Source organism: Streptomyces sp. NPDC002698 (assembly GCF_042888945.1).
In the GTDB taxonomy this organism is placed as follows: Bacteria; Actinomycetota; Actinomycetes; order Streptomycetales; family Streptomycetaceae; genus Streptomyces.
The window spans coordinates 1-23,058 of sequence record NZ_JBIAQM010000056.1 but is presented as its reverse complement, the minus strand read 5'-3'; the positions used below and the strand labels follow the sequence as shown (position 1 = coordinate 23,058).

Here is a 23,058-nt window from a genome sequence, read left to right as displayed (position 1 = left end):
CTCCTTGTCCTTGGCGACGGCGTCCTTGCGGGCGGGTGCCCTCGGGGACGACGTCCTCGCGGGCGCGTTTGCGGGCGGCCCCGTCGTTCCGGGGCCGCCCCTTGACCGACCCTAGGCAGGTACGTGGCCTCTACACCCGCCGGTTCCGCGATGCGGACGGATCGCAACTCGCCTGTGGTGCCTAGGGTTTGACTCCCGTGGCGACGTACACGTTGATGTCCGCGTCCGTGACGTCGTTGATGTCGAGGTAGCGGACCTTGTCGACGGCGTCGAGCGTGGCGAGGAAGGCGGGTTCGGCGGTCTCGGGGGCCGGGGTGTTGCCGTCGGGGTGCCAGTGGTGGGCGGGGACGACACCGGGCTCGTCCAGGACCAGGCCGTTCTCGGTGAAGAAGCGCTCGACCTCTGCCCTCGAGCGCAGGACGAAGGTGAATCCCCGCTCGGTGAAGGTCCGTTGGACCGCGCGAATGTTCTCCGCGTTCAGGTCCTCGGTGAGGTGGCTCAGGACCAGGCGGCTGCCGGACGGCAGCGCGTCGACGAGCCCGCGCACGATGGGGTAGGCCTCCGCGTCCTCGACGAAGTGCAGGATGGCGACCAGGACCAGGGCGACGGGCTGCTCGAAGTCGAGGGTCTCGGCGGCCTGTTCGAGGATCTGCTTGGGCTCCTTGAGGTCCGCGTCGATGTAGTCCGTACGGCCCTCGGGTCCGCTGGTGAGCAGGGCGCGCGCGTGGGCCAGGACCACCGGGTCGTTGTCGACGTACACGACCCGCGAATCCGGGGTGATCCGCTGGGCGATCTGGTGGACGTTCTCCTGCGTGGGCAGTCCGGTGCCGATGTCCAGGAACTGCCGGATGCCGTCCTCCGTCGCGAGCGTGGTCACGGCGCGGCGCAGGAAGTCGCGGTTGTGCCGGACGTCGAGGTAGCCGCGCGGGTTGGCGGCGAGCGCGGCGGCCGCCGCGTTCCGGTCGACGGGGTAGTTGTCCTTGCCGCCGAGGAGGACGTCGTAGACCCGGGCGGGGTGCGCCTTGCTGGTGTCGATCCTCCTTCTCAGCTCGGCGGGGTCCTGGCTGAGGGCGTCACCTGACATGGGCATCTCCCTGGAGAGTCGCGTCGTCCAACGGCCAACAACCTAACTCCTGGCGGGACTTGATGGTGCCATCATCACCCGGTGGAAGCCGGTACCCATTCGCTGCCGCCGAGCGGATGCTCGTACGCCGGCCGTCCCGCGTTCCCGCTCGTACGGAACGGCTTGCCGTGGTCGTCGACGCGCACCGTGCCGCTCTTCGTCCCGCTGGACCAGTCGATCTCCAGGTACCAGCTCACGTCGTGCGCCCGTGCGTCCGCGAACACGTAGAAGACCTCGGGGTCCGACTCGCTGACCTTGTACGGGAAATCCCGTTGTCCGCCCTTGAGCGCGGTCGCGGGGCTCCCCGCGTCGAGGTCCACGGTGAAGGACTTCGTCTCCACACCGCCGCCGCAGCCCACACCCATCACGTAGTCGTTCCAGGCGAGCGGCGCGCCCTTCTGCACCACCCGCACGTGCAGCGCCTCCAGGACGACGGTCGCCCTGCCGGTGCCCTGGACCGTCAGCGCGATCATCTGCTCACCGCTCGCGACCCCGCCGAGCGCGGTGACCCAGCCTCGGGCGTCCGACTCGTTCGGCGGCGGCGGAGGCACCTGGGGGGCGTCCCGGTTCACCAGGTAGTGCTGGCTGCACGGGCTGTCCCACTTGTACGCGTCCGCCACGACGTTCGGCGCTCCGGCCCCTTCCCCGCTCTTGCCGGCCGCGCCGCCGGTCGCACCGCCGTCGGCCGCACCGTGCTCGTCGACGGCCCCGGCGGTCGTCGAACCGGTCGGCCGGGGGCTGGCGCCGTGCGACGGGGAGGCCGAGGCGGACCCGTGGTGCGTGCCGGGTGCCGCACCGGTCCGGCTCGCGCCCGGGGCGGACGGGGCACCGAGAGCGACGGCCTTCCCCTTCGTGTCGTCCTCACCGGCACCGGACCCGAACCGCACGGTCAGCGCGGTGGACACGACCGCGGCCGCCACGACGGCCCCGGCTCCGGCGAGCACCACGGCCCGGCGGCTCCATCGCACCGGCACCGAAGCGGCGGCGGCGCGCCCCGGCTTCCGCCCGGTACCGGTCTCGCCCCCGGCCACGTCCCCGGGCCTGTCCTCCTGCCCGTCCCCGGACTCGGAACCGGGCCTGATCCCCCGCCCGTTCCCGGACTCGGTCTCCGGCGCGGGACCCGGCACGTCCGCCGCGCCGCCGTCGGGCCCGTCGGCCGCCCCGGAGGAGCCACCCGAAGTCTCGCCCTCCCCGGCCCCGTTCGCCTCGACCCGATTGGACTCGGCCCGATTGGACTCGGCCCGATTCGCCTCGGCCCGATTCGTCTCGGCCCCGTTCGCCTGTCCCCGCAGCGCGTCCGCGAGGATCCACCGGCGGTGCAGCTCCACCAGCTCCTCGGGGGTGGCCCGGCACGCGCGCGCGAGCCGCTCCACGGGCGCGTAATCCGTCGGTACCGCATCCCCGTTGACGTACCGGTGCAGCGTGGACGTACTCACGTGCAGCCGTTTGGCGAGCACCCCGTAACTGAGCCCGGACCGCTGCTTCAGCTCCCCCAGTAAGCCCGCGAACTCGTTCCCCGTCACCCGTTCCTCCATCCCCCGTGTTCCGGGCCGGTGTTCCAGGGGCATTCCGTTCCCCCAGGTCAGACCCGATGCCGGCGTTCCGTCGTCCCGTATCCGCCGCCGGTCGTGGCGGCCGGGACGGATCACCGCCCAAGCTGTGGCCATCCAAGCACGCCGCCCTTCCCGACCGGCCGGGCGGCCGCTCCATCAGGCCACTCACACTCATATCCACAGGGGGATCACCATGTCCGCACGCACCACCCGCAGCCGACTGCTCGCCGCCACGACGGTCGCGCTCGCGGCGCTCGCCCTCTCGGCGTGCGACAACGGCAAGGGTGTACGCAGCGAGGGTCCGGGCGAGGGCTCGCCCACCGCGTCCCGGTCCTCGTCACAGCCGACGGCGCCGACGACCGACGGAGGGACGACGGCGAAGCCCGCGGGCACCGACACCGGCACCGGCACCGACACCGGTGGTTCGGCAGGCCGTTCACAAGCGAAGGGAAGCGGCTCCGGCGCCGGTTCCACCGGGGGTTCCACGGGCGGCTCGGCCGGAAAGGACGGCACCGGTTCCAAGACCGGCTCCACCGGGCAGGCCGGCACCAGGAACCTCGCCTGCGACGGCTCCACGACGAAGACCACCGCGACCGTCGTGTCCCGTCCGCTCAACCACCTGCTGCTCACCGTCACCAACACCGGTACGCGCAACTGCGACCTGACGGGCTATCCGATCGCCCGCTTCGGCGAGGCCCAGTCCGTTCCGCCGGTCGCGGAGGAGACCCACCCGCAGGCGGTCGTCACCCTCGCCCCCGGCGAATCCGGCTACGCGGGTGTGCTGCTGTCCGCCGCCGACGGCAGCGGGGGCAACGGCTACACGGCCAAGACCCTGGAGGTCGGCTTCGGCAGCGGCCGCGGGGCGGCTCCGGCCCTGCCCGCGAAGGGCGTCTACGTCGACGACCGCCTCACGGTGACGTACTGGCAGCAGAGCCTGGACGACGCGCTCGGGTACTGAGCGAACACGGTTCCGGCGGAGGCCGCCGGAACCGGCCCGGTGTCAGCGCAGGCCCCGGGCCACCTCGGTCGCCCAGTACGTGAGGATGTTCTGCGCGCCGGCCCGCTTGATGCCGGTCAGGGACTCCAGGATCGCCCGGTCGCGGTCGATCCAGCCCTTCTCGGCGGCGGCCTCGACCATCGAGTACTCGCCGGAGATCTGGTAGGCGACGACCGGCACGTCGGACGCGTCGGCGACGCGGGCGAGGATGTCGAGGTAGGGACCGGCGGGCTTCACCATCACCATGTCGGCGCCCTCCTCCAGGTCCAGCGCCAACTCCCTCAGGGAATCACCGACGTTGGCCGGGTCCTGCTGGTACGTCTTGCGGTCGCCCCGCAGGGACGAGCCGACGGCCTCCCGGAACGGACCGTAGAAGGCGGAGGCGTACTTGACGGTGTAGGCGAGGATCGCCACGTCCTCGCGGCCGATCTGGTCGAGCGCGTCGCGGATGACGCCGATCTGACCGTCCATCATGCCGCTGGGGCCCACGACATGGGCGCCCGCGTCGGCCTGCACCTGCGCCATCTCGGCGTACCGCTCCAGGGTCGCGTCGTTGTCGACCCGGCCCTGGTCGTCGAGCACACCGCAGTGCCCGTGGTCGGTGGTCTCGTCCAGGCACAGGTCGGACATCACGAGGAGTTCGTCGCCGACCTCGGCACGCACGTCACGCAGGGCGACCTGGAGGATCCCGTCCGGGTCGGTGCCGGGCGTCCCGACGGCGTCCTTCTTCTCGTCCTCGGGCACCCCGAAGAGCATGATCCCGGAGACCCCGGCCTCCACCGCCTCCAGGGCGGCCTTCTTCAGGCTGTCCCGCGTGTGCTGCACGACGCCGGGCATCGAGCCGATCGGCACCGGCTCGCTCACCCCCTCGCGGACGAACGCGGGGAGGATGAAATCGGCCGGGTGCAGCCGGGTCTCGGCGACCATCCGGCGCATGGCGGGCGTGGTACGCAGCCGCCGGGGACGGGTACCGGGGAAGGATCCGTACTTCGACATGACATCTACGCTACGCCCGTCACAGGGGCACCTTTACCGACTCCTCGTCGGAGCCTGAGGGGCCTCCGTACCGCGTCGGGAGAGAGCCGAGGGTGGTGACATCCGTCGGAGCCACGGGGGCTTCGCCGGGCCGGGCGGCACGGCAGGCACGGCAGGCACGGCAGGCACGGCAGGCACGGCAGGCACGGCACCACGCTCCCCGGAACGGCGCTCTGACGGGCGGCCTTCCTGCCGTCCGTCTGAGCCGCCGCGCGAACGAAGCACGCCCCGCCGTCTCCCGTAGGAGGCGGCGGGGCGTGTGCGCTTCGAGGGCGCGGGGCGTCAGGTGGTCCGGCGCCTGCGCGAGCCCGGGCGGCGCTCGCTCGGGCGGGTCACCGGGTCACCGGCGTCCAGCGCGGCGGCACGGCGGCGCAGGCCGAACTCGGCCAGTGCCTCCGCCAGCTTGTGCACGGAGGGCTCGGGAGCCATCACGTCCACCCGCAGCCCGTGCTCCTCGGCCGTCTTGGCCGTAGCCGGACCGATGCAGGCGATCACGGTCACGTTGTGCGGCTTGCCGGCGATGCCGACCAGGTTCCGCACGGTCGACGACGAGGTGAAGAGCACCGCGTCGAAGCCGCCGCTCTTGATCGCCTCACGGGTGTCGGCCGGCGGCGGCGACGCGCGCACGGTGCGGTACGCCGTGACGTCGTCGACCTCCCAGCCCAGCTCGATGAGCCCGGCGACGAGGGTCTCCGTGGCGATGTCGGCCCGGGGCAGGAAGACACGGTCGATCGGGTCGAAGACCGGGTCGTAGGGCGGCCAGTCCTCCAGCAGGCCCGCGGCCGACTGCTCACCGCTCGGCACCAGGTCCGGCTTCACACCGAAGGCGACGAGCGCGTTCGCGGTCTGCTCGCCGACCGCCGCGACCTTGATGCCCGCGAAGGCACGCGCGTCGAGGCCGTACTCCTCGAACTTCTCCCGGACCGCCTTGACGGCGTTGACCGAGGTGAAGGCGATCCACTCGTAGCGGCCCGTCACCAGGCCCTTGACCGCGCGCTCCATCTGCTGGGGCGTGCGCGGGGGCTCGACGGCGATCGTCGGCACCTCGTAGGGCACGGCCCCGTACGACCGCAGCTGGTCGGAGAGCGACGCCGCCTGCTCCTTCGTACGCGGCACGAGCACCTTCCAGCCGAACAGCGGCTTGGACTCGAACCACGACAGCTGGTCGCGCTGGGCGGCGGCGGAACGCTCACCGACCACGGCTATGACCGGGCGGCCACCGTCCGGGGACGGCAGCACCTTCGCCTGCTTCAGCGTCTGCGCGATCGTGCCGAGGGTGGCCGACCAGGTGCGCTGGCGGGTCGTCGTACCGGCGATCGTCACGGACATCGGGGTGTCGGGCTTGCGGCCGGAGGCCACCAGCTCACCCGCGGCCGCGGCCACCGAATCGAGCGTCGACGACACCACGACGGTGCCGTCGGAGGCGCCGACCTCGGTCCAGCAGCGGTTCGAGGCGGTCCGCGCGTCGACGAACCGTACGTCCGCGCCCTGGGCGTCCCGCAGTGGCACACCCGCGTACGCGGGCACACCGACGGCGGCCGCGATGCCGGGCACCACCTCGAACGGAACACCCGCGGCGACGCAGGCCAGCATCTCCTCGGCTGCGTAGGTGTCGAGCCCGGGGTCACCGGACACCGCACGTACGACCCGCTTGCCGCCCCGCGCGGCCGTCATGACAAGATTGGCGGCGTCCCTCGACGCGGGGTCACCAACGGTCGTTGACACGCCGTCAACAACCGTCAGCTGAGGCGTGCCTGTGCCCGGGTGCGGAACCGGCGAAGTGTCCGGATCCGTACTCAGAACGGCGACGCCTTGTCTGGCGTGAACGCGCACCACGTCGAGCACGTCGTGCTCGGCGACGAGGACGTCCGCGTTCGCCAGCGCCTCCACGGCGCGCAGTGTCAGCAGCCCTGGATCTCCGGGTCCGGCACCCAGGAAGGTGACGTGTCCGTGGACCGGAACGGTGGGAAATTTGGTGGGGCTCACAGTGCTCGCTCCCCCATCAGACCGGCCGCGCCCTTGGCAAGCATCTCGGCAGCGAGTTCACGGCCGAGCGACATCGCTTGGTCATGTGTCTCGGGCACGGGACCGGTGGTGGACAGCTGCACCAGCGTCGAGCCGTCGGTCATGCCGACGACGCCGCGCAGGCGCATCTCCTTGACAATCTGCCCGTCGGCCAGCAGGTCGGCGTACGCGCCCACGGGAGCGCTGCAGCCGGCCTCCAGGGCGGCAAGCAGAGATCGCTCGGCGGTCACGGCGGCCCGGGTGAACGGGTCGTCGAGCTCGGCGAGCGCGGCGACGAGGTCCGCGTTGTCCGCGGCGCACTCTATCGCCAGGGCCCCCTGGCCGGGGGCGGGCAGAACGGTGTCGACCGGCAGGAAGTCGGTGACCTCGTCGATGCGGCCGATCCGGTTGAGTCCGGCCGCGGCGAGGACGACGGCGTCGAGCTCCCCGGAGTGGACGTACCCGATTCGGGTGTCGACGTTGCCTCGGATGGCGACCGTCTCGATCGACATGCCGTGACTGCGCGCGTACGCGTTGAGCTGGGCCATACGACGCGGCGAACCGGTGCCGACGCGCGCGCCGTCCGGAAGCCGCTCGAAGGTCAGTCCGTCGCGGGCGACGAGCACGTCGCGGACGTCCTCGCGCACCGGCACGGCGGCCAGCGCGAGGTTCTCGGGCTGCGCGGTCGGCAGATCCTTGAGGGAGTGCACGGCGAAGTCGACCTCCCCGCGCACCAGTGCCTCGCGCAGCGCGGTCACGAAGACGCCCGTGCCGCCGATCTGCGCGAGGTTCTCGCGGGAGACATCGCCGTACGTCGTGATCTCAACGAGCTCGACGGGCCGTCCGGTCACCCGGCTCACGGCATCCGCCACCTGCCCGGACTGGGCCATGGCGAGTTTGCTGCGCCTGGTCCCCAGCCTCAAAGCCTGCTCACTCATGCTCGCCCTCGGTTCTTGGCGTTCTCGGTGTTGTTCTCGGCCCGCGAGACGGCGGCGACCGTCTCCGGGTCCAGGTCGAACAGGGTCCGCAGCGCGTCCGCGTACCCGGCGCCGCCGGGTTCGGCGGCGAGCTGCTTGACCCGTACGGTCGGCGCGTGCAGCAGTTTGTCGACGACGCGCCGCACGGTCTGGGTGATCTCGCCCCGCTGCTTGTCGTCGAGGTCCGGCAGCCGTCCGTCCAGCCGCGAGATCTCGTTCGCGACGACGTCGGCGGCCATGGCTCGCAGCGCGACGACGGTGGGCGTGATGTGCGCTGCCCGCTGGGCGGCGCCGAACGCGGCCACCTCGTCGGAGACGATCCGGCGCACCTGGTCCACATCGGCGGCCATCGGCGCGTCCGCGGAGGCCTCGGCGAGCGTCTCCAGGTCGACGAACCGTACACCGAGCAGCCGGTGCACGGCCGCGTCGATGTCACGGGGCATCGCGAGGTCGAGGAGCGTGAGCACCGGCGCGGGGCGGGGTGCCTCGGCGACGGGTTCGGGCCTGCGGCGCTCGGGGATGCGGCCCGCCGTCGCCGCGGAGGCGGCCAGCGCGGCGATGATCTCGGCGTCGGCTTCGGCGTCCTCGGCGGGCGTACGACGGCTGTCGCGGCGCTCGACGGTTCCGGTGCCCTTGTCCACCCAGGCGGCGTGCTGCTCCAGGGTGGCCGCGTCCATGCCGGCGACGGCGGCCTCTCCCATGACGGAGAAGCCGGTGGCGCCCTGCACGGCGGACAGGTCCAGCGGGCAGGCGTCCTCGGCTCCGGCGTCGGCGGGAGCGAGGTGACCGGCCGGGCCGGCCGCCGTCTCGCGCCGTGCCGCGGGCGTTCCCGTACGTCCTTCGACGGCGGCCGCGACGGTCTCGGCCGTCAGGACGAGTCCGGTCGCCCCGGTGCACGAGACGGCGATGTCGGCACGTGTCAGCTCGACCGGCACCGAGTCCATCGGTACCGCGCGGGCCAGCACGTCCGTGTCGTCGCCGCCGGTGAGGATCTCGGCGAGGCGCTCGGCGCGGTCGGGGGTGCGGTTGGCGATCACGATCTCGCCGACGCCGACGCGCGCGAGCGTCGCGGCGGCCAGCGAGGACATCGATCCCGCGCCGATGACCAGGGCCTTCTTGTCCTTGGCCCAGAGCTCGACGGGCCGTCCGGCGGACAGCTGCTCCAGGCCGAAGGTGACCAGGGACTGTCCGGCGCGGTCGATGCCGGTCTCGGAGTGGGCGCGCTTGCCGACCCGCAGGGCCTGCTGGAACAGGTCGTTCAGGAGGCGGCCCGCGGTGTGCAGTTCCTGCGCGGTGGCGAGCGCGTCCTTGATCTGGCCGAGGATCTGGCCCTCGCCGACGACCATCGAGTCGAGGCCGCAGGCCACCGAGAAGAGGTGGTGGACGGCCCGGTCCTCGTAGTGCACGTACAGGTGGGGAGTGAGCTCCTCCAGGCCGACGCCGCTGTGCTGGGCGAGGAGCGTGGACAGCTCGGCGACGCCCGCGTGGAACTTGTCCACGTCGGCGTACAGCTCGATGCGGTTGCAGGTCGCGAGGACCGCGCCCTCGGTGGCCGGCTCGGTGGCGAGGGTGTCCTGGAGCAGCTTGACCTGCGCGTCCGCGGACAGCGCGGCCCGTTCGAGGACGCTGACCGGAGCACTGCGGTGGCTCAGCCCGACGACGAGGAGACTCATGCCGGCATCACGGCGGGGACGTCCCCGTCGGGCCCTTTGCCGTTGTTCTCCCGCTCGGCCTGGGCGGCGGCACCGGCCTGCGCCTCGGCCTCCTCGCCGGCCTTGCGCTGCTCGTGGAACGCGAGGATCTGCAGCTCGATGGAGAGATCGACCTTGCGCACGTCGACGCCGTCCGGGACGGTCAGGACGGTCGGCGCGAAGTTCAGGATGGAGGTGACTCCGGCGGCGACCAGACGGTCGCAGACGGGCTGGGCGGCCCCGGCCGGGGTCGCGATGACACCGATCGAGACACCGTTCTCGTCGATGATCCTTTCCAGGTCGTCCGTGTGCTGCACCGGGATCCCGGCGACGGGCTTGCCGGCCATCGCGGGATCGGCGTCGATGAGCGCGGCCACGCGGAATCCGCGGGACGCGAACCCTCCGTAGTTGGCCAGTGCCGCACCGAGGTTGCCGATGCCGACGATCACTACCGGCCAGTCCTGGGTCAGGCCCAGTTCGCGGGAGATCTGGTACACGAGATACTCGACGTCGTACCCCACACCACGCGTCCCGTAGGAGCCGAGGTAGGAGAAGTCCTTGCGCAGCTTCGCGGAGTTGACCCCCGCCGCGGCCGCGAGTTCCTCGGATGAGACCGTGGGTACCGAGCGCTCCGACAGTGCGGTGAGGGCTCGGAGGTACAGCGGAAGCCGGGCGACGGTGGCCTCGGGAATTCCTCGGCTGCGGGTCGCCGGTCGGTGAGTTCGGCCAGTTGCCACGGTGCTCCTGCGGGTAGAGCGGGGCTGCAGGCGGTCACACGTTCCCGGACCGCCCCGTCGAATGCAGGCTATGTCTTTGTGAACGCGTGCACAAAGACGGTGTCCGATTTGCCCGGCCAACGTGACCGGGGTCACGCATGCCCGGCACGCCCGTATGCAACCGGCGCGCGGACGACTCCGCTCCGCACCTGAAGGGGGCAAAACCGCACACTCTCCTCAACGAATCCCGCCCCCGAGACCAATCGCCGTCGATCCTAGGCGACTTTCCGGACGCCCAGGACTGCTCGGGCAGGTCACAAGTCGGGATACATCACGGGCGCGCCCGGCCTCCCCGCTCGCGGCTCACCGCGCCAGGGCTTTGCGAAGGCGTTCCTCGTTCACGCGCCAGAAGGTGTGCTGCGCGCCGTCCACCAGCACGACCGGGATCTGCTCCCAGTAGCGGCGGTGCAGCTCCTCGTCCTCGGTGATGTCCTTCCCCTCCCAGGGAACCCCGAGATCGGAACACACCTTCTCGATCACTTCCTGTGCGTCATCACACAGATGACACCCGGGCTTCCTGATCAGCGTGACCAGGTGCTCCGCGGGCGCCTTCGTCTCCGTACGGCGGTCGCTGCGCCGGAACATGGGGCTCATGCGTGCCATTCTCCCGCCCCGGACGCCCGGCGGGCACGCCCGGCGCCTCGCGCGGGCCCGACCCGCGCACGAGGTCCGACGCGCCGACCGGCGGCGCGCCGGACCGCTCGTTTAACGGCATGGCCTCGGAGAGTTCACAGCACCGAATCCTGTCGACTCCGGAAGCGCCGAACAGACTGGCTATGCTCACGACATGGCCGCTCTCGGATGGCTCACTCCCCGTAGGCGCTCCGCCACGGCGCGGAGCGTGTTGGCAGGCGAGGCCTCTGCGGAGGCAGCGCGCAAGTCCTCGCAGGAGCTGCGGGAACTGGAAGAACTGGCGCCACCGGACGCCGTGGAGGAACCCGACTTCCCGGTGCTCGGCGACGACAAGGCCGCCGCGTTCTTCGATCTCGACAACACCGTGATGCAAGGCGCCGCCCTCTTCCACTTCGGGCGCGGGCTGTACAAGCGGAAGTTCTTCGAGACCCGCGACCTCGCGAAGTTCGCCTGGCAGCAGGCGTGGTTCAGGCTGGCCGGCGTCGAGGACCCCGAGCACATGCAGGAAGCGCGTGACTCCGCGCTGTCGATCGTGAAGGGCCACCGGGTCTCCGAGCTGATGTCGATCGGCGAGGAGATCTACGACGAGTACATGGCCGAGCGGATCTGGCCCGGTACCCGCGCGCTCGCCCAGGCGCACCTGGACGCCGGCCAGAAGGTGTGGCTCGTCACGGCGGCGCCGGTGGAGATCGCCACGGTGATCGCGCGGCGGCTCGGTCTCACGGGTGCGCTCGGTACCGTCGCGGAGTCGGTGGACGGGATCTACACCGGCAAGCTGGTCGGTGAGCCGCTGCACGGGCCGGCGAAGGCGGAGGCCGTGCGGGCGCTGGCGTCCGCCGAGGACCTGGACCTGTCGCGCTGCGCCGCGTACAGCGACTCGCACAACGACATTCCGATGCTCTCGCTGGTCGGACACCCGTACGCGATCAACCCGGACTCGAAACTGCGCAAGCACGCGCGGGACTTCGACTGGCGGCTGCGGGACTACCGCACCGCGCGCAAGGCCGCGAAGGTCGGGATTCCCGCCGCGGCCGGGGTCGGCGCCGTGGCCGGCGGCACGGCCGCCGCGATCGCGCTGCACCGGCGGCGTCGCTAGCTCGCTTCCGGCGCCTCGGTGTCGGTGTCGGTCCGGTGGTGGGTCGGGGCCGTGCCGGTGCATCAGCCCGTCGCCGTCGGGTGAGGGGTGGGCGTCGGTGGCGACGGGCATCGATGTACCGGCACGTCCCCTCGCGCCGGATCCCGGCTGCGGGTGTGCGGTGGCTTGGGTGTCGTCCCTCACGGGCGTGATTTTCAGCCCCTCCGGCGTTTGAGGAGCGGGGTCCGGGGCGGAGCCCCGGGGTGGGACGGGTAGGGGCGGAGGGGGCGAAAACCTGTCCGGACCTGGGGCGGGAGCCCTGCTCCGCGAGGCAATCACATGGTCATACCCACGTGGTGGGCGACTCAGTCGCGCGTTCCGCAGGCGGGCACAACACGCCCTGCACTCAGACGGAACACGAACCGATGCGATCAACAAGCGATCGCCGATCGGTACTTGAACAGGCATCGACCCGTGCCAAAACCGTCGTAATCGATGATTTTAGCAACTGGGTGTAGCGCTGCCTGTACGAAGCGTTATTCTCCTCAGACGCAAACCGGTGCCCTTCCGTCGCCACGACGGGTGAAAGGTCCCGCACTGCACGTGATGGAAGCTCTGCCTCTGGGAGTCCCGTGTACTCACACGTCGGGGTTGACGCCTCGGGCCTGGCTACGCTGCGCGCAACGGTCCTGGACCGTCTGCGCGGCTTCGTCCCCACCGCGTACGCCGTCCCCGCCTTCGCCCTCCCCGCGCCCGTCGGACCTTGCTACGCCCTGGCCGACGGCAACGCGGCGGTCGGCAGGCGGGGCCGCTCAGGCTCGGCCACCACCGCACGCCGTCCGGCCGCGGACAGTGACAGCGCCCGGATGATGGATCTCGTGGAGCGCGCCCAGGCCGGCGAGGCCGACGCCTTCGGACGGCTCTACGACCAGTACAGCGACACCGTGTACCGCTACATCTACTACCGGGTTGGAGGTAAGGCGACCGCCGAGGACCTCACCAGTGAGACCTTTCTGCGGGCGCTGCGACGGATCGGCACCTTCACCTGGCAGGGGCGTGACTTCGGCGCCTGGCTCGTGACCATCGCCCGGAACCTGGTGGCCGACCATTTCAAGTCCAGCCGCTTCCGGCTGGAAGTGACCACCGGCGAGATGCTCGACGCCAACGAGGTCGAGCGTTCCCCCGAGGACTCCGTCCTGGAGTCCCTGTCGAACGCCGCACTGCTCGACGCCGTGAAACGGCTCAACCCTCAGCAGCAGGAGTGCGTGACACTCCGCTTCCTCCAGGGGCTCTCGGTCGCCGAGACCGCCCGGGTGATGGGCAAGAACGAGGGCGCCATCAAGACCCTCCAGTACCGGGCCGTCCGCACACTGGCCCGGCTCCTGCCCGAAGACGTCCGCTGAGCCCGCTTTCGACCACAGTGGCCCCGCACGCTCAGCGACGTCCAACTCACCTTCTGTAAAAGTCTGTTGACTTCGCGGTCCGCACATCTGTCGTCCGTAACCCAAGTGCCGTGACGCTCGTTGTGCGGGATACAGGCTCCCTGTGGTCACGCCTTGGCCGCCGCCGGTCACCCGATCGTGTGGACACGGCCAGGGGGTGCAACCCTCAGGACCCCCTGGGGAGTCGACCGTCATGACGAGAGGAGGTGCCGCCAGTGATCGCGAACGTATCAACACACCGGCGGGCGAACGCCTTCGCCCAGGCCCTGGAGGAGATCGACCAGGGCACGGCGGCCGAGCAGCCCGATGGGTCGGCACCGTCCCGGGCTGCTGCGGAACAGACCGGGCAAGGGCTGCTGTTGGCCCTCGCCACCGGTCTCGGCGAGCTGCCCCAACCGGAGCTGGACCCGGAGGTCAAGATCGTGCAGCGAGCCCAGCTCGTCGCCGCGATGGAGGCCATGCTGCAGGAAGGCACCGCCGCCGGAGGCGAGGGTCCGGACCGTGGCCTGCCCGAACAGCGGTCCCACAGGGCCAAGGGCTCGCACCGGGCGACCGGACTGGGGAAGCTGCGGCCCCGGTCCCGGCTGTCCAAAGGACTGGCCGCGGGCGGGCTCACCGTCGGTGTGGCCGCCGGAGCCTTCGGCGGTGTGGCCGCCGCGAGCTCCGACGCCCTGCCCGGTGACTCGCTCTACGGGCTCAAACGCGGCATGGAAGACATCAAGCTGGGTCTGGCCGACGGCGACAGCGACCGGGGCGAGCTCTACCTCGACCAGGCCTCGAACCGCCTGAGCGAAGCCCGTCGGCTGATGGAGCGGGGCCGCTCGGGACACCTCGACCACGAGTCCATGGGCGAGATCCGCCGCGCTCTGTCCGGCATGCAGCACGACGCCTCCGAGGGTCACCGGCTGCTGCACGAGGCGTACGAACGGGACGGCTCACTGGGCCCCATCCAGACCCTGTCCGCGTTCTCCCAGTCGCACCGCGAGGCCTGGGGCGCACTGCGCGACCGACTGCCCGTGCAGCTCGGTGACGTCAGTGACCAGGTCTCGTCGGTCTTCGAGGCCATAGACGACGAGGTCGACCCGCTGCGCTCGCTGCTGCCCAGGACGCCCGCCCCCGAGGGCACCGGCCGTCACCGGGGCAAGAGCGAGGAGTCCACCGCCCCGCCGGGCGCGGAGACTCCGGCACCCAGCGCCAGCAGCGGATCGACGGGCGAGAGCCACAGCAGCGGCAAGCCCAAGCCGTCCAGTTCGGGCAGCAGCGGCGAGGGCCTGCTCGGCGGCAGCACCGGCGGTCTGCTCGACCCGCCGCAGGACGACACCAGCACCTCTCCGTCGTCCGGCAGCAGCAAGAGCAGCGCGACGAGCGAACCCGATGTCACCCTGCCGCCGCTGCTCCCCGGCCTCCTGCCGGGCCTCGGCATCGACACACAGGACAGCGACTGACCGGACCGCCACCGTGGTACGTCGATGGGGGCGCCCTCCTCGGGGAGGGCGCCCCCATCGACGTACCGGCATATCAGTACATGATCAACAGAATCGTAACTGCATGATCAGAAGAACACGGACCTGCGCTGGACCAGCAGCTTGTACAGGGTGTGCTGGATCTGCTCCCTGACCTGGTCGGTCAGGTTGAACATCAGCATCGGATCGTCCGCCGCCTCCGGCGGATAACCGTCCGTGCGGATCGGCTCGCCGAACTGGATCGTCCACTTGGTGGGCAGCGGGACCGCGCCGAGCGGGCCCAGCCACGGGAAGGTCGGCGTGATCGGGAAGTACGGGAATCCCAGCAGCCGCGCGAGGGTCTTCGCGTTGCCGATCATCGGGTAGATCTCCTCCGCCCCGACGATCGAGCACGGAATGATCGGGGTGCCGGCGCGCAGCGCCGTCGAGACGAAGCCGCCCCGGCCGAACCGCTGGAGCTTGTAGCGCTCGCTGAACGGCTTGCCGATGCCCTTGAAGCCCTCCGGCATCACCCCGACCAGTTCACCGCGCTCCAGCAGCCGTTCGGCGTCCTCCGAGCAGGCCAGGGTGTGACCGGCCTTGCGGGCCAGCTCGTTGACGACCGGCAGCATGAACACCAGGTCGGCGGCGAGCAGCCGCAAGTGACGGTTCGCGGGGTGGTTGTCGTGGACGGCGACCTGCATCATCAGGCCGTCCAGCGGAAGCGTGCCCGAGTGGTTGGCGACGATCAGGGCGCCACCGTCGGACGGGATGTTCTCGACGCCCTTCACCTCGACGCGGAAGTACTTCTCGTACACCGGCCGGATCAGTGACATCAGGACCTGGTCGGTCAGCTCCTGGTCGTACCCGAACTCGTCGACCTCGTAGTCGCCGGTGAGCCTGCGGCGCAGGAAGGACAGGCCCCCCGCGATGCGCTGCTCCAGGCTCGTACCGCCCTGCTGGGGCTTCCGGGGCTGTTCCTCCTGTGTCACGGGAACATCATCCTGCGGAAGGGTCCGCCCTGGCATGGGCTGGACCTCGCGCACGACCACGGGCTCACCCTTGCGCCGGCTTCCCCCGGCCCGGCGCCTCGCCGGGCGCTGCGCCGCAGCCCCGCGCGAGCGGTCGTCGTCGAACGGAATGACCTTGGCGTCCGCCATCGTTGATGCGCTCCTCAGTTGGCGCTCTGCGTCGGGGGGTGGCCGCCGCCCAGAGCAGGCAGCGCGGCGATCTTGTCCACGGCCCCCGCAAGGGCCTCCGGGGGCAGGAGTCCGGGACCCCTGCTCCGGGCGAAGTCCGCGAAGGCCTCCGCCGTCGTGTACTTCGGCTGGTAGCCCAGGGTTTCGCGCATCTGGACCGTCGCGACCACCCTGCCGTGCGTGAGCAGCCGCAGCTGCTCGGGCGAGAAGTCCGTCACCCCCAGGGTACGCACGGCCGTACCGACCCAGCTGAGGGCCGGCAGCAGGAGCGGGACCGTGGGCCGTCCGAGCCGCCGCGCGCACTGCGAGAGCAGCAGGACGCCGTCCCCGGCGATGTTGAACGTGCCGCTGTTGAGCGTGCCCCGCCGCGGGTCGTGCGCGGCGAGCCGCAGTACCTCGATGACGTCGCTCTCGTGGACGAACTGGAGCCGCGGGTCGTAGCCGAACACCGTCGGCAGCACCGGCAGCGAGAAGTACGAGGCGAGCGGCGAATCCGCGCTCGGGCCGAGGATGTTGGCGAACCGCAGCACGCACACGGCGACATCGGGCCTGCGGCGCGCGAAGCCGCGTACGTAGCCCTCGACCTCGACCGTGTCCTTCGCGAAGCCGCCGCTGGGCAGCGACTTGGGCGAGGTGGTCTCGGTGAAGACGGCGGGGTCGCGCGGCGCCGAACCGTAGACGTTCGTGCTGGACTTCACGACGAGCCGCTTGACCGTCGGGGACTTCTGGCAGGCACCGAGGAGCTGCATGGTGCCGATGACGTTGGTCTCCTTGACCGTGGTCCGGCTGCCGGAGCCCAGCGCCGTGCCCGTCACGTCCATGTGGACGACCGTGTCGACGGAGTACTCGGCGAGCAGCCGGGCGATGGTGGGCTGGCGGATGTCGGCCTGCACGAAGTCGGCGCCACCGATGTGGTGCTCGGGAGGCACCGCGTCCACGGCGATCACCCGGTCCACCTGCGGGTCACGCTGGATCTGTCGTACGAACCGGCCCCCGAGACGCCGGGCCACCCCGGTCACGAGCACGACCTTCCCCAAGATCAGCGCCTTCCTTCCAGAACTGGACGTAGCTCCGCTCGTACCTGCCGGGTTCCCCGTGTGCGGCCAACTTAGCGGGTTGATGTTGCGCTGTGATGACCACCCGATGCACGAAGTGACGACAGCCGTGGACCTGCGACCAGACCCAGCCATTCGGCCCACAGACGGACACGGCGCACATGGCCGAAGACGTTCGACGGTCGAGCGGTTTTTCGGGGTTCCTCTTCCCGGGCCACCGCCGCGCCGGGAGTACCCGGCCGCCGCACAGAAGCCCCGGCCGGCCGCCGCGCGGCCTTCTCCGGCCCTTCTCCGGCCCTTCTCCGGCCCCTCTCCGGCCCTTGAGCCGCCTTTCCCCGGCCGGATACGCCTGTGGCCCCCCACCTGCTGGTGAGAGGCCACAGTACGCGTTTCCGCGGCGTCGCTTACTTCTTGTTGCGACGCTGAACGCGAGTGCGCTTGAGCAGCTTGCGGTGCTTCTTCTTCGCCATCCGCTTGCGCCGCTTCTTGATAACAGAGCCCACGACTACCCTCGCTCACTTCTCTTTACTCGGTGCTGGGCTGCATGGGCCCACACGACCTATGAGGGGCCAGCCTACCCGCCCGAGAGCCGAGGTCGTAATCGAGGTGTTTCCGGGAGATCGCGAACGGTCTCCCGGAACGCCGTCAGGCGGTCTCCACCCCCACGTAGCTCTCGCGGAGGTACTCGTGAACCGCTTGCTCCGGCACCCGGAAGGACCTCCCCACCCGGATCGCCGGCAGATGACCGCTGTGCACCAAGCGGTACACGGTCATCTTCGACACTCGCATCACCGAGGCGACCTCCGCCACGGTAAGGAACTGGACCTCGTTCAGAGGCCTCTCGCCTGCAGCCATGTCACACCTGAACCTTCCGCACTCGACGGTCACCGGCTTCCCCTTCCGGTGACTCTTCGTCGTTGCGCACTCACTCCCCAATGTAGGGGCGGGTGATGCGAGTGGGGAAGAGGAGATGCCATCGGCCGCCTACTGTGACAGACACGCTCGATTGAGTACATAGCGAGTAAGCGGTCGGTAGTAATCAGACCGCACAGCGTCATCTAGGGGAACGGCGACGGACACCCGCCCCTCTGCCTCTCCGACAAACAGCGCGGGATCGTCCGTATCGGCGAGGCCGATGGCCTCGAACCCCAGCTGACCTGCCCCGCAGACCCATCCGTGGTCCCCGATGACCAGCTCCGGGAGGGGCCCCGCGCCCGCGGCGGCGGCCGCCAGAACGGTCCGGACCGGGAGGGGTGAATGGGTGTGTGCGCCGGTCGCACGACCGGCGGCTCCGCCCTCGGGTTCGCGCACCAGCGCGACACCTTGTACGTAGTCGAGGCTGTACGTGCGTAGACCGAACCGGGTCGTTATGTCGATAGAGCTACCCTGCGCGGGGGTGAGGACGGCACACCCCGCCGCTGACAGGGCGTCCGCGAGTGCGGCGTAGAAATCGATCAGCCGGTGCGGGTGACCCGTACCGAGGAGCACAGGGTGACGACGCCGGGCGGCTTCGCCGAGCCGTTCCGCGAAGGCGTCGAGGGCCGCCAGCGTCCGCTCCGGGTCGATCACATCATGCCCCGAAGTATGTGATGGATCAGCCGAAACTCCGCATTTGTCGGCCATCAACTCGATCAAATCCCGCTGGCGCCACGTCCATTCGGGATCAAGTCCGAGCATCAGGCGGGGGTCGCGGGCGGCGAAGAGCCGGTAGCTGCGCAGGCTCTCCTCGCGCGAGGTGGCCACGGGCCCGGCGAGCCGGGCGGCCAGAAGATGGGCACGCAAAGCGCCGGTGCTCAACACGTCAGCGATGCTGGCGCATCCGCCGGTGCCGGATGCGCAACATGGGCCATATGCCCCACAGTTGGCCTAAAGGTCCACCCGTGACGGCGGTGGGAGGACGGTACCGGCCCCCGCCGCGAAGCCCCCGGCTAAGGGAGCATCCCCCGCAGCGGGAACACGGCCTTGCGTGTCGCCACGATCGCCTGGTCGAGACGGTCCGCAGGGTCGTACCCCGACTCCCAGTCCTTCCAGGACACCGGCCACCGTCCGTCCGTCATCCGCATCGGCGCCAGCTGCCGGGTGTGGGCGAAGACCTCCTGCCGCCAGCTCTCCGGGATCACCGTCTCGGGCTCGACGGGACGGCCCGCCGCCACGGCCACCAGATGCGTCCACGAGCGCGGCACCACCTCCACCACCGCGTATCCGCCACCCCCCAGCGCGACCCAGCGTCCGTCGGCGTACGTGTGCGCCAGGTCGTGACAGGCGACCTGCACGGCCCGCTGCGCGTCGAGCGATACGGCCAGGTGCGCGAGCGGGTCCTCGAAGTGGGTGTCCGCGCCGTGCTGGGTGACCAGCACCTGCGGCCGGAAGTCGGCGATCAGCTCGGGCACCACCGAGTGGAACGCCCGCAGCCAGCCCGCGTCCCCGGTACCCGCCGGCAACGCGACATTGACGGCCGTACCCTCCGCACTGCCCGCCCCGGTCTCCTCGGGCCACCCGGTCCCCGGGAACAGCGTCCGCGGGTGCTCGTGCAGCGAGATCGTCAGAACCCGCGGATCCTCCCAGAAGACCGCCTGGACACCGTCACCGTGGTGCACGTCGACATCGATGTACACCACCCGCTCGGCACCCAGCTCCAGGAGGCGGGCGATGGCGAGAGCGGCGTCGTTGTAGATGCAGAACCCGGAGGCGGCGCCGGGCATCGCGTGGTGCAGCCCGCCCGCGAAGTTCACCGCGTGCAGCGCCTCCCCGCGCCACACGGCCTCCGCGGCGCCCACGGACTGCCCGGCGATCATCGCGGACACCTCGTGCATCCCGGTGAACGCGGGATCGTCCATGGTCCCGAGGCCGTACGACGCGTCGGCGGACCCGGGATCGGCGGACGCGGCCCTGACCGCCGCCACATAGTCCTCGCGGTGCACCAGCCGCAGGGTCGAGTCCCCGGCGGCCTTCGCCGCGACGACGTCGACTGCCCGGTCGAGCCCGAAGGCGTCGACGAGCCCCTTGGTCAGCCGGAGCCGGACCGGATCCATCGGATGCTCCGGACCGAAGTCATACCCCGTTACTGCCTCGTCCCACATCAGCTGTGCGCGGCCGCTCATGCACCTCACCGTATCGGTCCGGTTGAGGTTCGAACGAGCGGGCATACCCCAAGGTCGCGAGGACCAACACCATCGGTACGAGCATGGCTCCGCGGTAGTTCCAGGCGTCGCCCAGCGCGCCCACCAACGGAGAACCGATCAGGAACCCCACGTAGTTGAAGATGTTCAGCCGCGCGATCGCCGTGTCCGACGCCCCGGGGAAGAGCCGCCCCGCGGCCGCGAACGTCTGCGGCACGATCACACACAGCCCGAGCCCCAGCAGCGTGAACCCCAGCATGCCCACCCCGGCTCCCGGCGCGACCGCCACCACCCCGAACCCGAGGGCGGCGACCACGGCACCCAGCCGAACCACCGCCACCGCCCCGAACCGCCGCACCCCGAAGTCGCCGACAGCACGCCCCACCAGCGTCATCACCATGTAGACGTTGTACGGAACGGTCGCCGTCTGCTCCGAACTGCCCAGCACGTCCTTGAGGTACTTCGCGCTCCAGTTGGAGACGGTCGAGTCCCCGATGTAGGCGAACGTCATCACCAGACACAGCGGCAGCAGCAGCCGGAAGACGAGCGGACCGGCACCCGCGCCGGCCACCGCCTCCTCCTTCCCCTCCTTGTCCGCGCCCGCGTCGACGTACCACCGGCTCCCCACCAGGGCGAGCGGCAGCAGCACCAGCACGACCGGCAGGTACGACGCGAAGAGCGGCAGATGCCAGTGCGCCCCGGCCCACGCGAGCGAGGCGCCCACGATCCCGCCCAGGCTGTACGTGGCATGGAAACCGAGCATGATGCTGCGCCCGTACGACCGCTGGAGACTCACCCCGAGCATGTTCATCGAGGCGTCGAGACCGCCGACCGCCAGGCCGAAGGCGCCGAGGGCGACGGCCACCTCGACGAGCTGGTCACCGGCGCCGACACCGAGCAGGGCCAGCAGCACGACCGGCTGCGACCACCGCAGGACGCGGCTGGGAGGTATGCGCTTGACCAGATGCTCGGTGGCGACGCTTCCCAGCCCGGCGAGGACCGGCACGGCCGCCAGGAACGCCGGCAGCAGCGCGTCGGAGATCCCGTAGCGGTCCTGGATGGCCGGGATACGCGTCACGAGCAGCGCGAAGGCGGCACCCTGAGCGAAGAAGCTGAACGCCAAAGAGGCCCTACCGCGCCGCAGCACATCTGTCATGGCGGCGAGCGTAGGGCCCCGGCTTACCGGTGGGTAGATCAAGCCGAAGGTGAATTTTGCTCAGCTCTTCGGAGGTGAGGGCGGGGAGGGACTGCCGAGGTCTTCGCGGCGGCCCCGTCCGGGTCCGCCGCGCGGGGCACGGGGACCTCCGCGCGGGACCGTTCAGCTCTGCTTCCCGGCCTCTGCGGCGACCTCGTGCTCCAGCATCTTCTCCATCGGGACGACGCCGAAGCGCCCGCTGAGCAGGAAGGCCAGGACCATCGAGGCGATCATGACGACCGTGCCGAGCCAGACCACCGTGTCGATCGGCAGCGTGTAGGCACCCACGACCCGCGCGACGCACTCACCGAGCAGGACCGTGCCCCACACCAGCGAGAACGTCCGCTCGGCCTTCCGGAACGGCTCGGAGCCGGCCGCCAGCCGGTCCCAGGCCGCGGCCCGCGCCGCGTCGCCCTTCACGAGGAACGGCTTCATGCCCTGCGTCATCATCGGCCGCCCGAGCCGCACGGACACCAGGACACCGATCCCGATCACGCTGCCGACCCCGCTGTCCTTCGCCAGCATCAGCCGCGGGTCACCGGCGACCAGGCTGAGCGCGAGCCCCACCACGTTGACGAGCAGGATCAGCGCGGCCAGGGCGTTGGCCCTGCGCTCCTTCACCACGCTCCACACGGTCCGCACGGCCGGCACGACGCTGCTCCAGCCGAGGGCCGCCATCGTGCTCATCCCGAACCCGTTCCTGAGCAGGTAGTACGACCCGACGGGCACCGCCACGTCCACGATCAGCGGCAGGAAGCTCGGCCGGGCACCGGCGGTCTCCGGGGCGGTGGCCGTTTCCGCCAGGGCAGCGCGGGGGGTCTCTCCGGTGCTGATCTCGGTGGCGGTGATGCTCATGATCGGGTCCCTCCGTCGTCACTGTGTACGTCCCGTTTCGATGTACTCAGCTTCGCGGTCGGACCCCACCCGCCGGCAGAAACGATCGTCCGGAGCTCGGCATGACAAATGTCAGCGCCCGACGATGGGTGCCGTCATACCAGCAGGTCAACCAACTCCCCCATGTCGGAGAAGAGTTGGGTGGCACCGGCCAGCCTGTCGGCCGGTGTCATGGCGGTGAACCCGTACACGTCCATCCCGGCCGCGTCGGCCGCCTGTACGCCCAGGGGGCTGTCCTCGACGACAGCGCACTTCTCCGGTCGTACGCCCATGCGTTCGGCGGCATGGAGAAACAGATCGGGTGCCGGCTTGCCCCGCCCGACGTCCTGGGAACTGAAGACCCGCCCCTCGTCGAACCATCGGTCGAGCCCTGTCGTCCGGTGCCCGACCCGGATCCGCTCATGGCTCCCGGAGGAGGCCACGCAGTACGGCACGCCGTCCGCGGCCAGCTTCTCCAGCACCTGGCCGGCTCCGGGGACGGGCTTCAGCTCCCGCTCGAAAGCGGCGAAGACGCGGGCGTGGAACACGTCGTCGAAGTCGTCCGGCAGCCGCCGCCCGGTGCGCTCCAGGACCAGGTCGTGGATGCGGTGCATCGCGGATCCCATGTAGTCACGCAGGGAGTCCTCGTAGGTGGTGGGGTGCCCCAGTTCGGTGAGATAGGCGGCCAGCAAGGTGTTGGAGATCGGTTCGCTGTCCACGAGGACACCGTCATTGTCGAAAATAATCAGTTCGTAGCGCATGGAAAAGACCCTAAACGCAGAAAACCCCCGGACCGGTGTCCCCGGTCCGGGGGTTTTCTTCAAAATTTGTTCGGCGGCGTCCTACTCTCCCACAGGGTCCCCCCTGCA

Annotated in this window: 21 protein-coding genes; 4 read left to right on the top strand and 17 right to left on the bottom strand. The window is 70.6% G+C overall.

Translation table 11 applies throughout. The features are described 5' to 3' along the window. Positions 1–181: 181 nt before the first annotated feature. Both ACFYW9_RS38750 and ACFYW9_RS38745 read right to left on the bottom strand, forming a co-directional pair. Positions 182–1,084 (bottom strand): SAM-dependent methyltransferase, encoded by a 903-nt coding sequence (locus tag ACFYW9_RS38750; protein ID WP_389159745.1) that lies wholly within the window; start codon positions 1,082–1,084, stop codon positions 182–184. 74 nt (positions 1,085–1,158) lie between these two features. After that, positions 1,159–2,691 carry a helix-turn-helix domain-containing protein gene (locus tag ACFYW9_RS38745; protein ID WP_389159756.1) on the bottom strand — a complete coding sequence of 511 codons (1,533 nt, stop codon included), beginning with the start codon at positions 2,689–2,691 and terminating at the stop codon, positions 1,159–1,161. A 178-nt stretch (positions 2,692–2,869) separates the two neighbouring features. On the opposite strand from ACFYW9_RS38745, the gene ACFYW9_RS38740 reads away from it, so the two are divergent. Continuing rightward, on the top strand, positions 2,870–3,634 hold the full coding sequence (locus tag ACFYW9_RS38740; protein WP_389159744.1) for a DUF4232 domain-containing protein: 765 nt from the start codon (positions 2,870–2,872) through the stop codon (positions 3,632–3,634). A 42-nt stretch (positions 3,635–3,676) separates the two neighbouring features. Here the strand turns inward: ACFYW9_RS38740 and hemB are convergent, their stop codons facing one another. From hemB to ACFYW9_RS38710, 6 genes are all read right to left on the bottom strand, one after another. After that, positions 3,677–4,669 carry a porphobilinogen synthase gene (hemB, locus tag ACFYW9_RS38735; RefSeq protein ID WP_389159743.1) on the bottom strand — a complete coding sequence of 331 codons (993 nt, stop codon included), beginning with the start codon at positions 4,667–4,669 and terminating at the stop codon, positions 3,677–3,679. 321 nt (positions 4,670–4,990) lie between these two features. Then, positions 4,991–6,694, bottom strand: coding sequence for a uroporphyrinogen-III synthase (locus tag ACFYW9_RS38730; RefSeq protein WP_389159742.1), 1,704 nt, complete (start codon positions 6,692–6,694; stop codon positions 4,991–4,993). Further along, positions 6,691–7,650: a hydroxymethylbilane synthase gene (hemC, locus tag ACFYW9_RS38725; protein WP_328670720.1), complete on the bottom strand. Its 960-nt coding sequence runs from the start codon at positions 7,648–7,650 to the stop codon at positions 6,691–6,693. Before hemC ends, ACFYW9_RS38730 begins: the two co-directional genes overlap by 4 nt. Then, a complete protein-coding gene (locus tag ACFYW9_RS38720) occupies positions 7,647–9,362 on the bottom strand; it encodes a glutamyl-tRNA reductase (protein ID WP_389159741.1) in 1,716 nt (571 codons plus the stop codon). Before ACFYW9_RS38720 ends, hemC begins: the two co-directional genes overlap by 4 nt. After that, a complete protein-coding gene (locus tag ACFYW9_RS38715; RefSeq protein WP_351875733.1) occupies positions 9,359–10,117 on the bottom strand; it encodes a redox-sensing transcriptional repressor Rex in 759 nt (252 codons plus the stop codon). Before ACFYW9_RS38715 ends, ACFYW9_RS38720 begins: the two co-directional genes overlap by 4 nt. Positions 10,118–10,459: 342 nt before the next feature. Then, entirely contained in the window at positions 10,460–10,759 is a 300-nt protein-coding gene (locus tag ACFYW9_RS38710) for a glutaredoxin family protein (protein WP_326786273.1), read from the bottom strand. A gap of 184 nt (positions 10,760–10,943) precedes the next feature. Between ACFYW9_RS38710 and ACFYW9_RS38705 the strand changes: the two genes are divergently transcribed. The 3 genes from ACFYW9_RS38705 (at position 10,944) to ACFYW9_RS38695 (ending at position 14,751) form a co-directional block, all read left to right on the top strand. Beyond that, positions 10,944–11,885 carry an HAD-IB family hydrolase gene (locus ACFYW9_RS38705; protein ID WP_351875730.1) on the top strand — a complete coding sequence of 314 codons (942 nt, stop codon included), beginning with the start codon at positions 10,944–10,946 and terminating at the stop codon, positions 11,883–11,885. Positions 11,886–12,496: 611 nt separating this feature from the next. After that, positions 12,497–13,267: an ECF subfamily RNA polymerase sigma factor, BldN family gene (locus tag ACFYW9_RS38700; protein ID WP_326786275.1), complete on the top strand. Its 771-nt coding sequence runs from the start codon at positions 12,497–12,499 to the stop codon at positions 13,265–13,267. Positions 13,268–13,521: 254 nt separating this feature from the next. Next, complete coding sequence (locus ACFYW9_RS38695; RefSeq protein WP_389159740.1) at positions 13,522–14,751, top strand: DUF5667 domain-containing protein; 1,230 nt, start codon at positions 13,522–13,524, stop codon at positions 14,749–14,751. 107 nt (positions 14,752–14,858) lie between these two features. Here ACFYW9_RS38695 and ACFYW9_RS38690 read toward each other — a convergent pair whose 3' ends face one another. The 9 genes from ACFYW9_RS38690 to ACFYW9_RS38650 all read right to left on the bottom strand — a co-directional run bounded on the left by ACFYW9_RS38690 (position 14,859) and on the right by ACFYW9_RS38650 (position 22,950). Then, entirely contained in the window at positions 14,859–15,908 is a 1,050-nt protein-coding gene (locus ACFYW9_RS38690; RefSeq protein ID WP_389159739.1) for a lysophospholipid acyltransferase family protein, read from the bottom strand. A 14-nt stretch (positions 15,909–15,922) separates the two neighbouring features. After that, positions 15,923–16,984, bottom strand: a complete 1,062-nt coding sequence (locus ACFYW9_RS38685; protein WP_328449666.1) for an NAD-dependent epimerase/dehydratase family protein — start codon at positions 16,982–16,984, stop codon at positions 15,923–15,925. A gap of 422 nt (positions 16,985–17,406) precedes the next feature. Further along, positions 17,407–17,505, bottom strand: coding sequence for a 30S ribosomal protein bS22 (locus ACFYW9_RS38680; protein WP_003948845.1), 99 nt, complete (start codon positions 17,503–17,505; stop codon positions 17,407–17,409). 142 nt (positions 17,506–17,647) lie between these two features. After that, the gene (locus tag ACFYW9_RS38675; RefSeq protein WP_093781815.1) at positions 17,648–17,857 is read right to left on the bottom strand and encodes a helix-turn-helix domain-containing protein; all 210 of its coding nucleotides are present in this window, start codon (positions 17,855–17,857) and stop codon (positions 17,648–17,650) included. Between the two features lie 129 nt (positions 17,858–17,986). Then, a complete protein-coding gene (locus ACFYW9_RS38670; protein ID WP_389159738.1) occupies positions 17,987–18,802 on the bottom strand; it encodes a phosphatase in 816 nt (271 codons plus the stop codon). Between the two features lie 128 nt (positions 18,803–18,930). Continuing rightward, on the bottom strand, positions 18,931–20,103 hold the full coding sequence (locus ACFYW9_RS38665; RefSeq protein WP_351876108.1) for an acetoin utilization protein AcuC: 1,173 nt from the start codon (positions 20,101–20,103) through the stop codon (positions 18,931–18,933). Further along, positions 20,054–21,277: an MFS transporter gene (locus ACFYW9_RS38660; protein ID WP_351876111.1), complete on the bottom strand. Its 1,224-nt coding sequence runs from the start codon at positions 21,275–21,277 to the stop codon at positions 20,054–20,056. Before ACFYW9_RS38660 ends, ACFYW9_RS38665 begins: the two co-directional genes overlap by 50 nt. A 162-nt stretch (positions 21,278–21,439) precedes the next feature. Next, positions 21,440–22,171: a VC0807 family protein gene (locus ACFYW9_RS38655; protein ID WP_389159737.1), complete on the bottom strand. Its 732-nt coding sequence runs from the start codon at positions 22,169–22,171 to the stop codon at positions 21,440–21,442. Positions 22,172–22,305: 134 nt separating this feature from the next. Beyond that, on the bottom strand, positions 22,306–22,950 hold the full coding sequence (locus ACFYW9_RS38650; RefSeq protein WP_389159736.1) for an HAD family hydrolase: 645 nt from the start codon (positions 22,948–22,950) through the stop codon (positions 22,306–22,308). Positions 22,951–23,058: the final 108 nt, after the last annotated feature.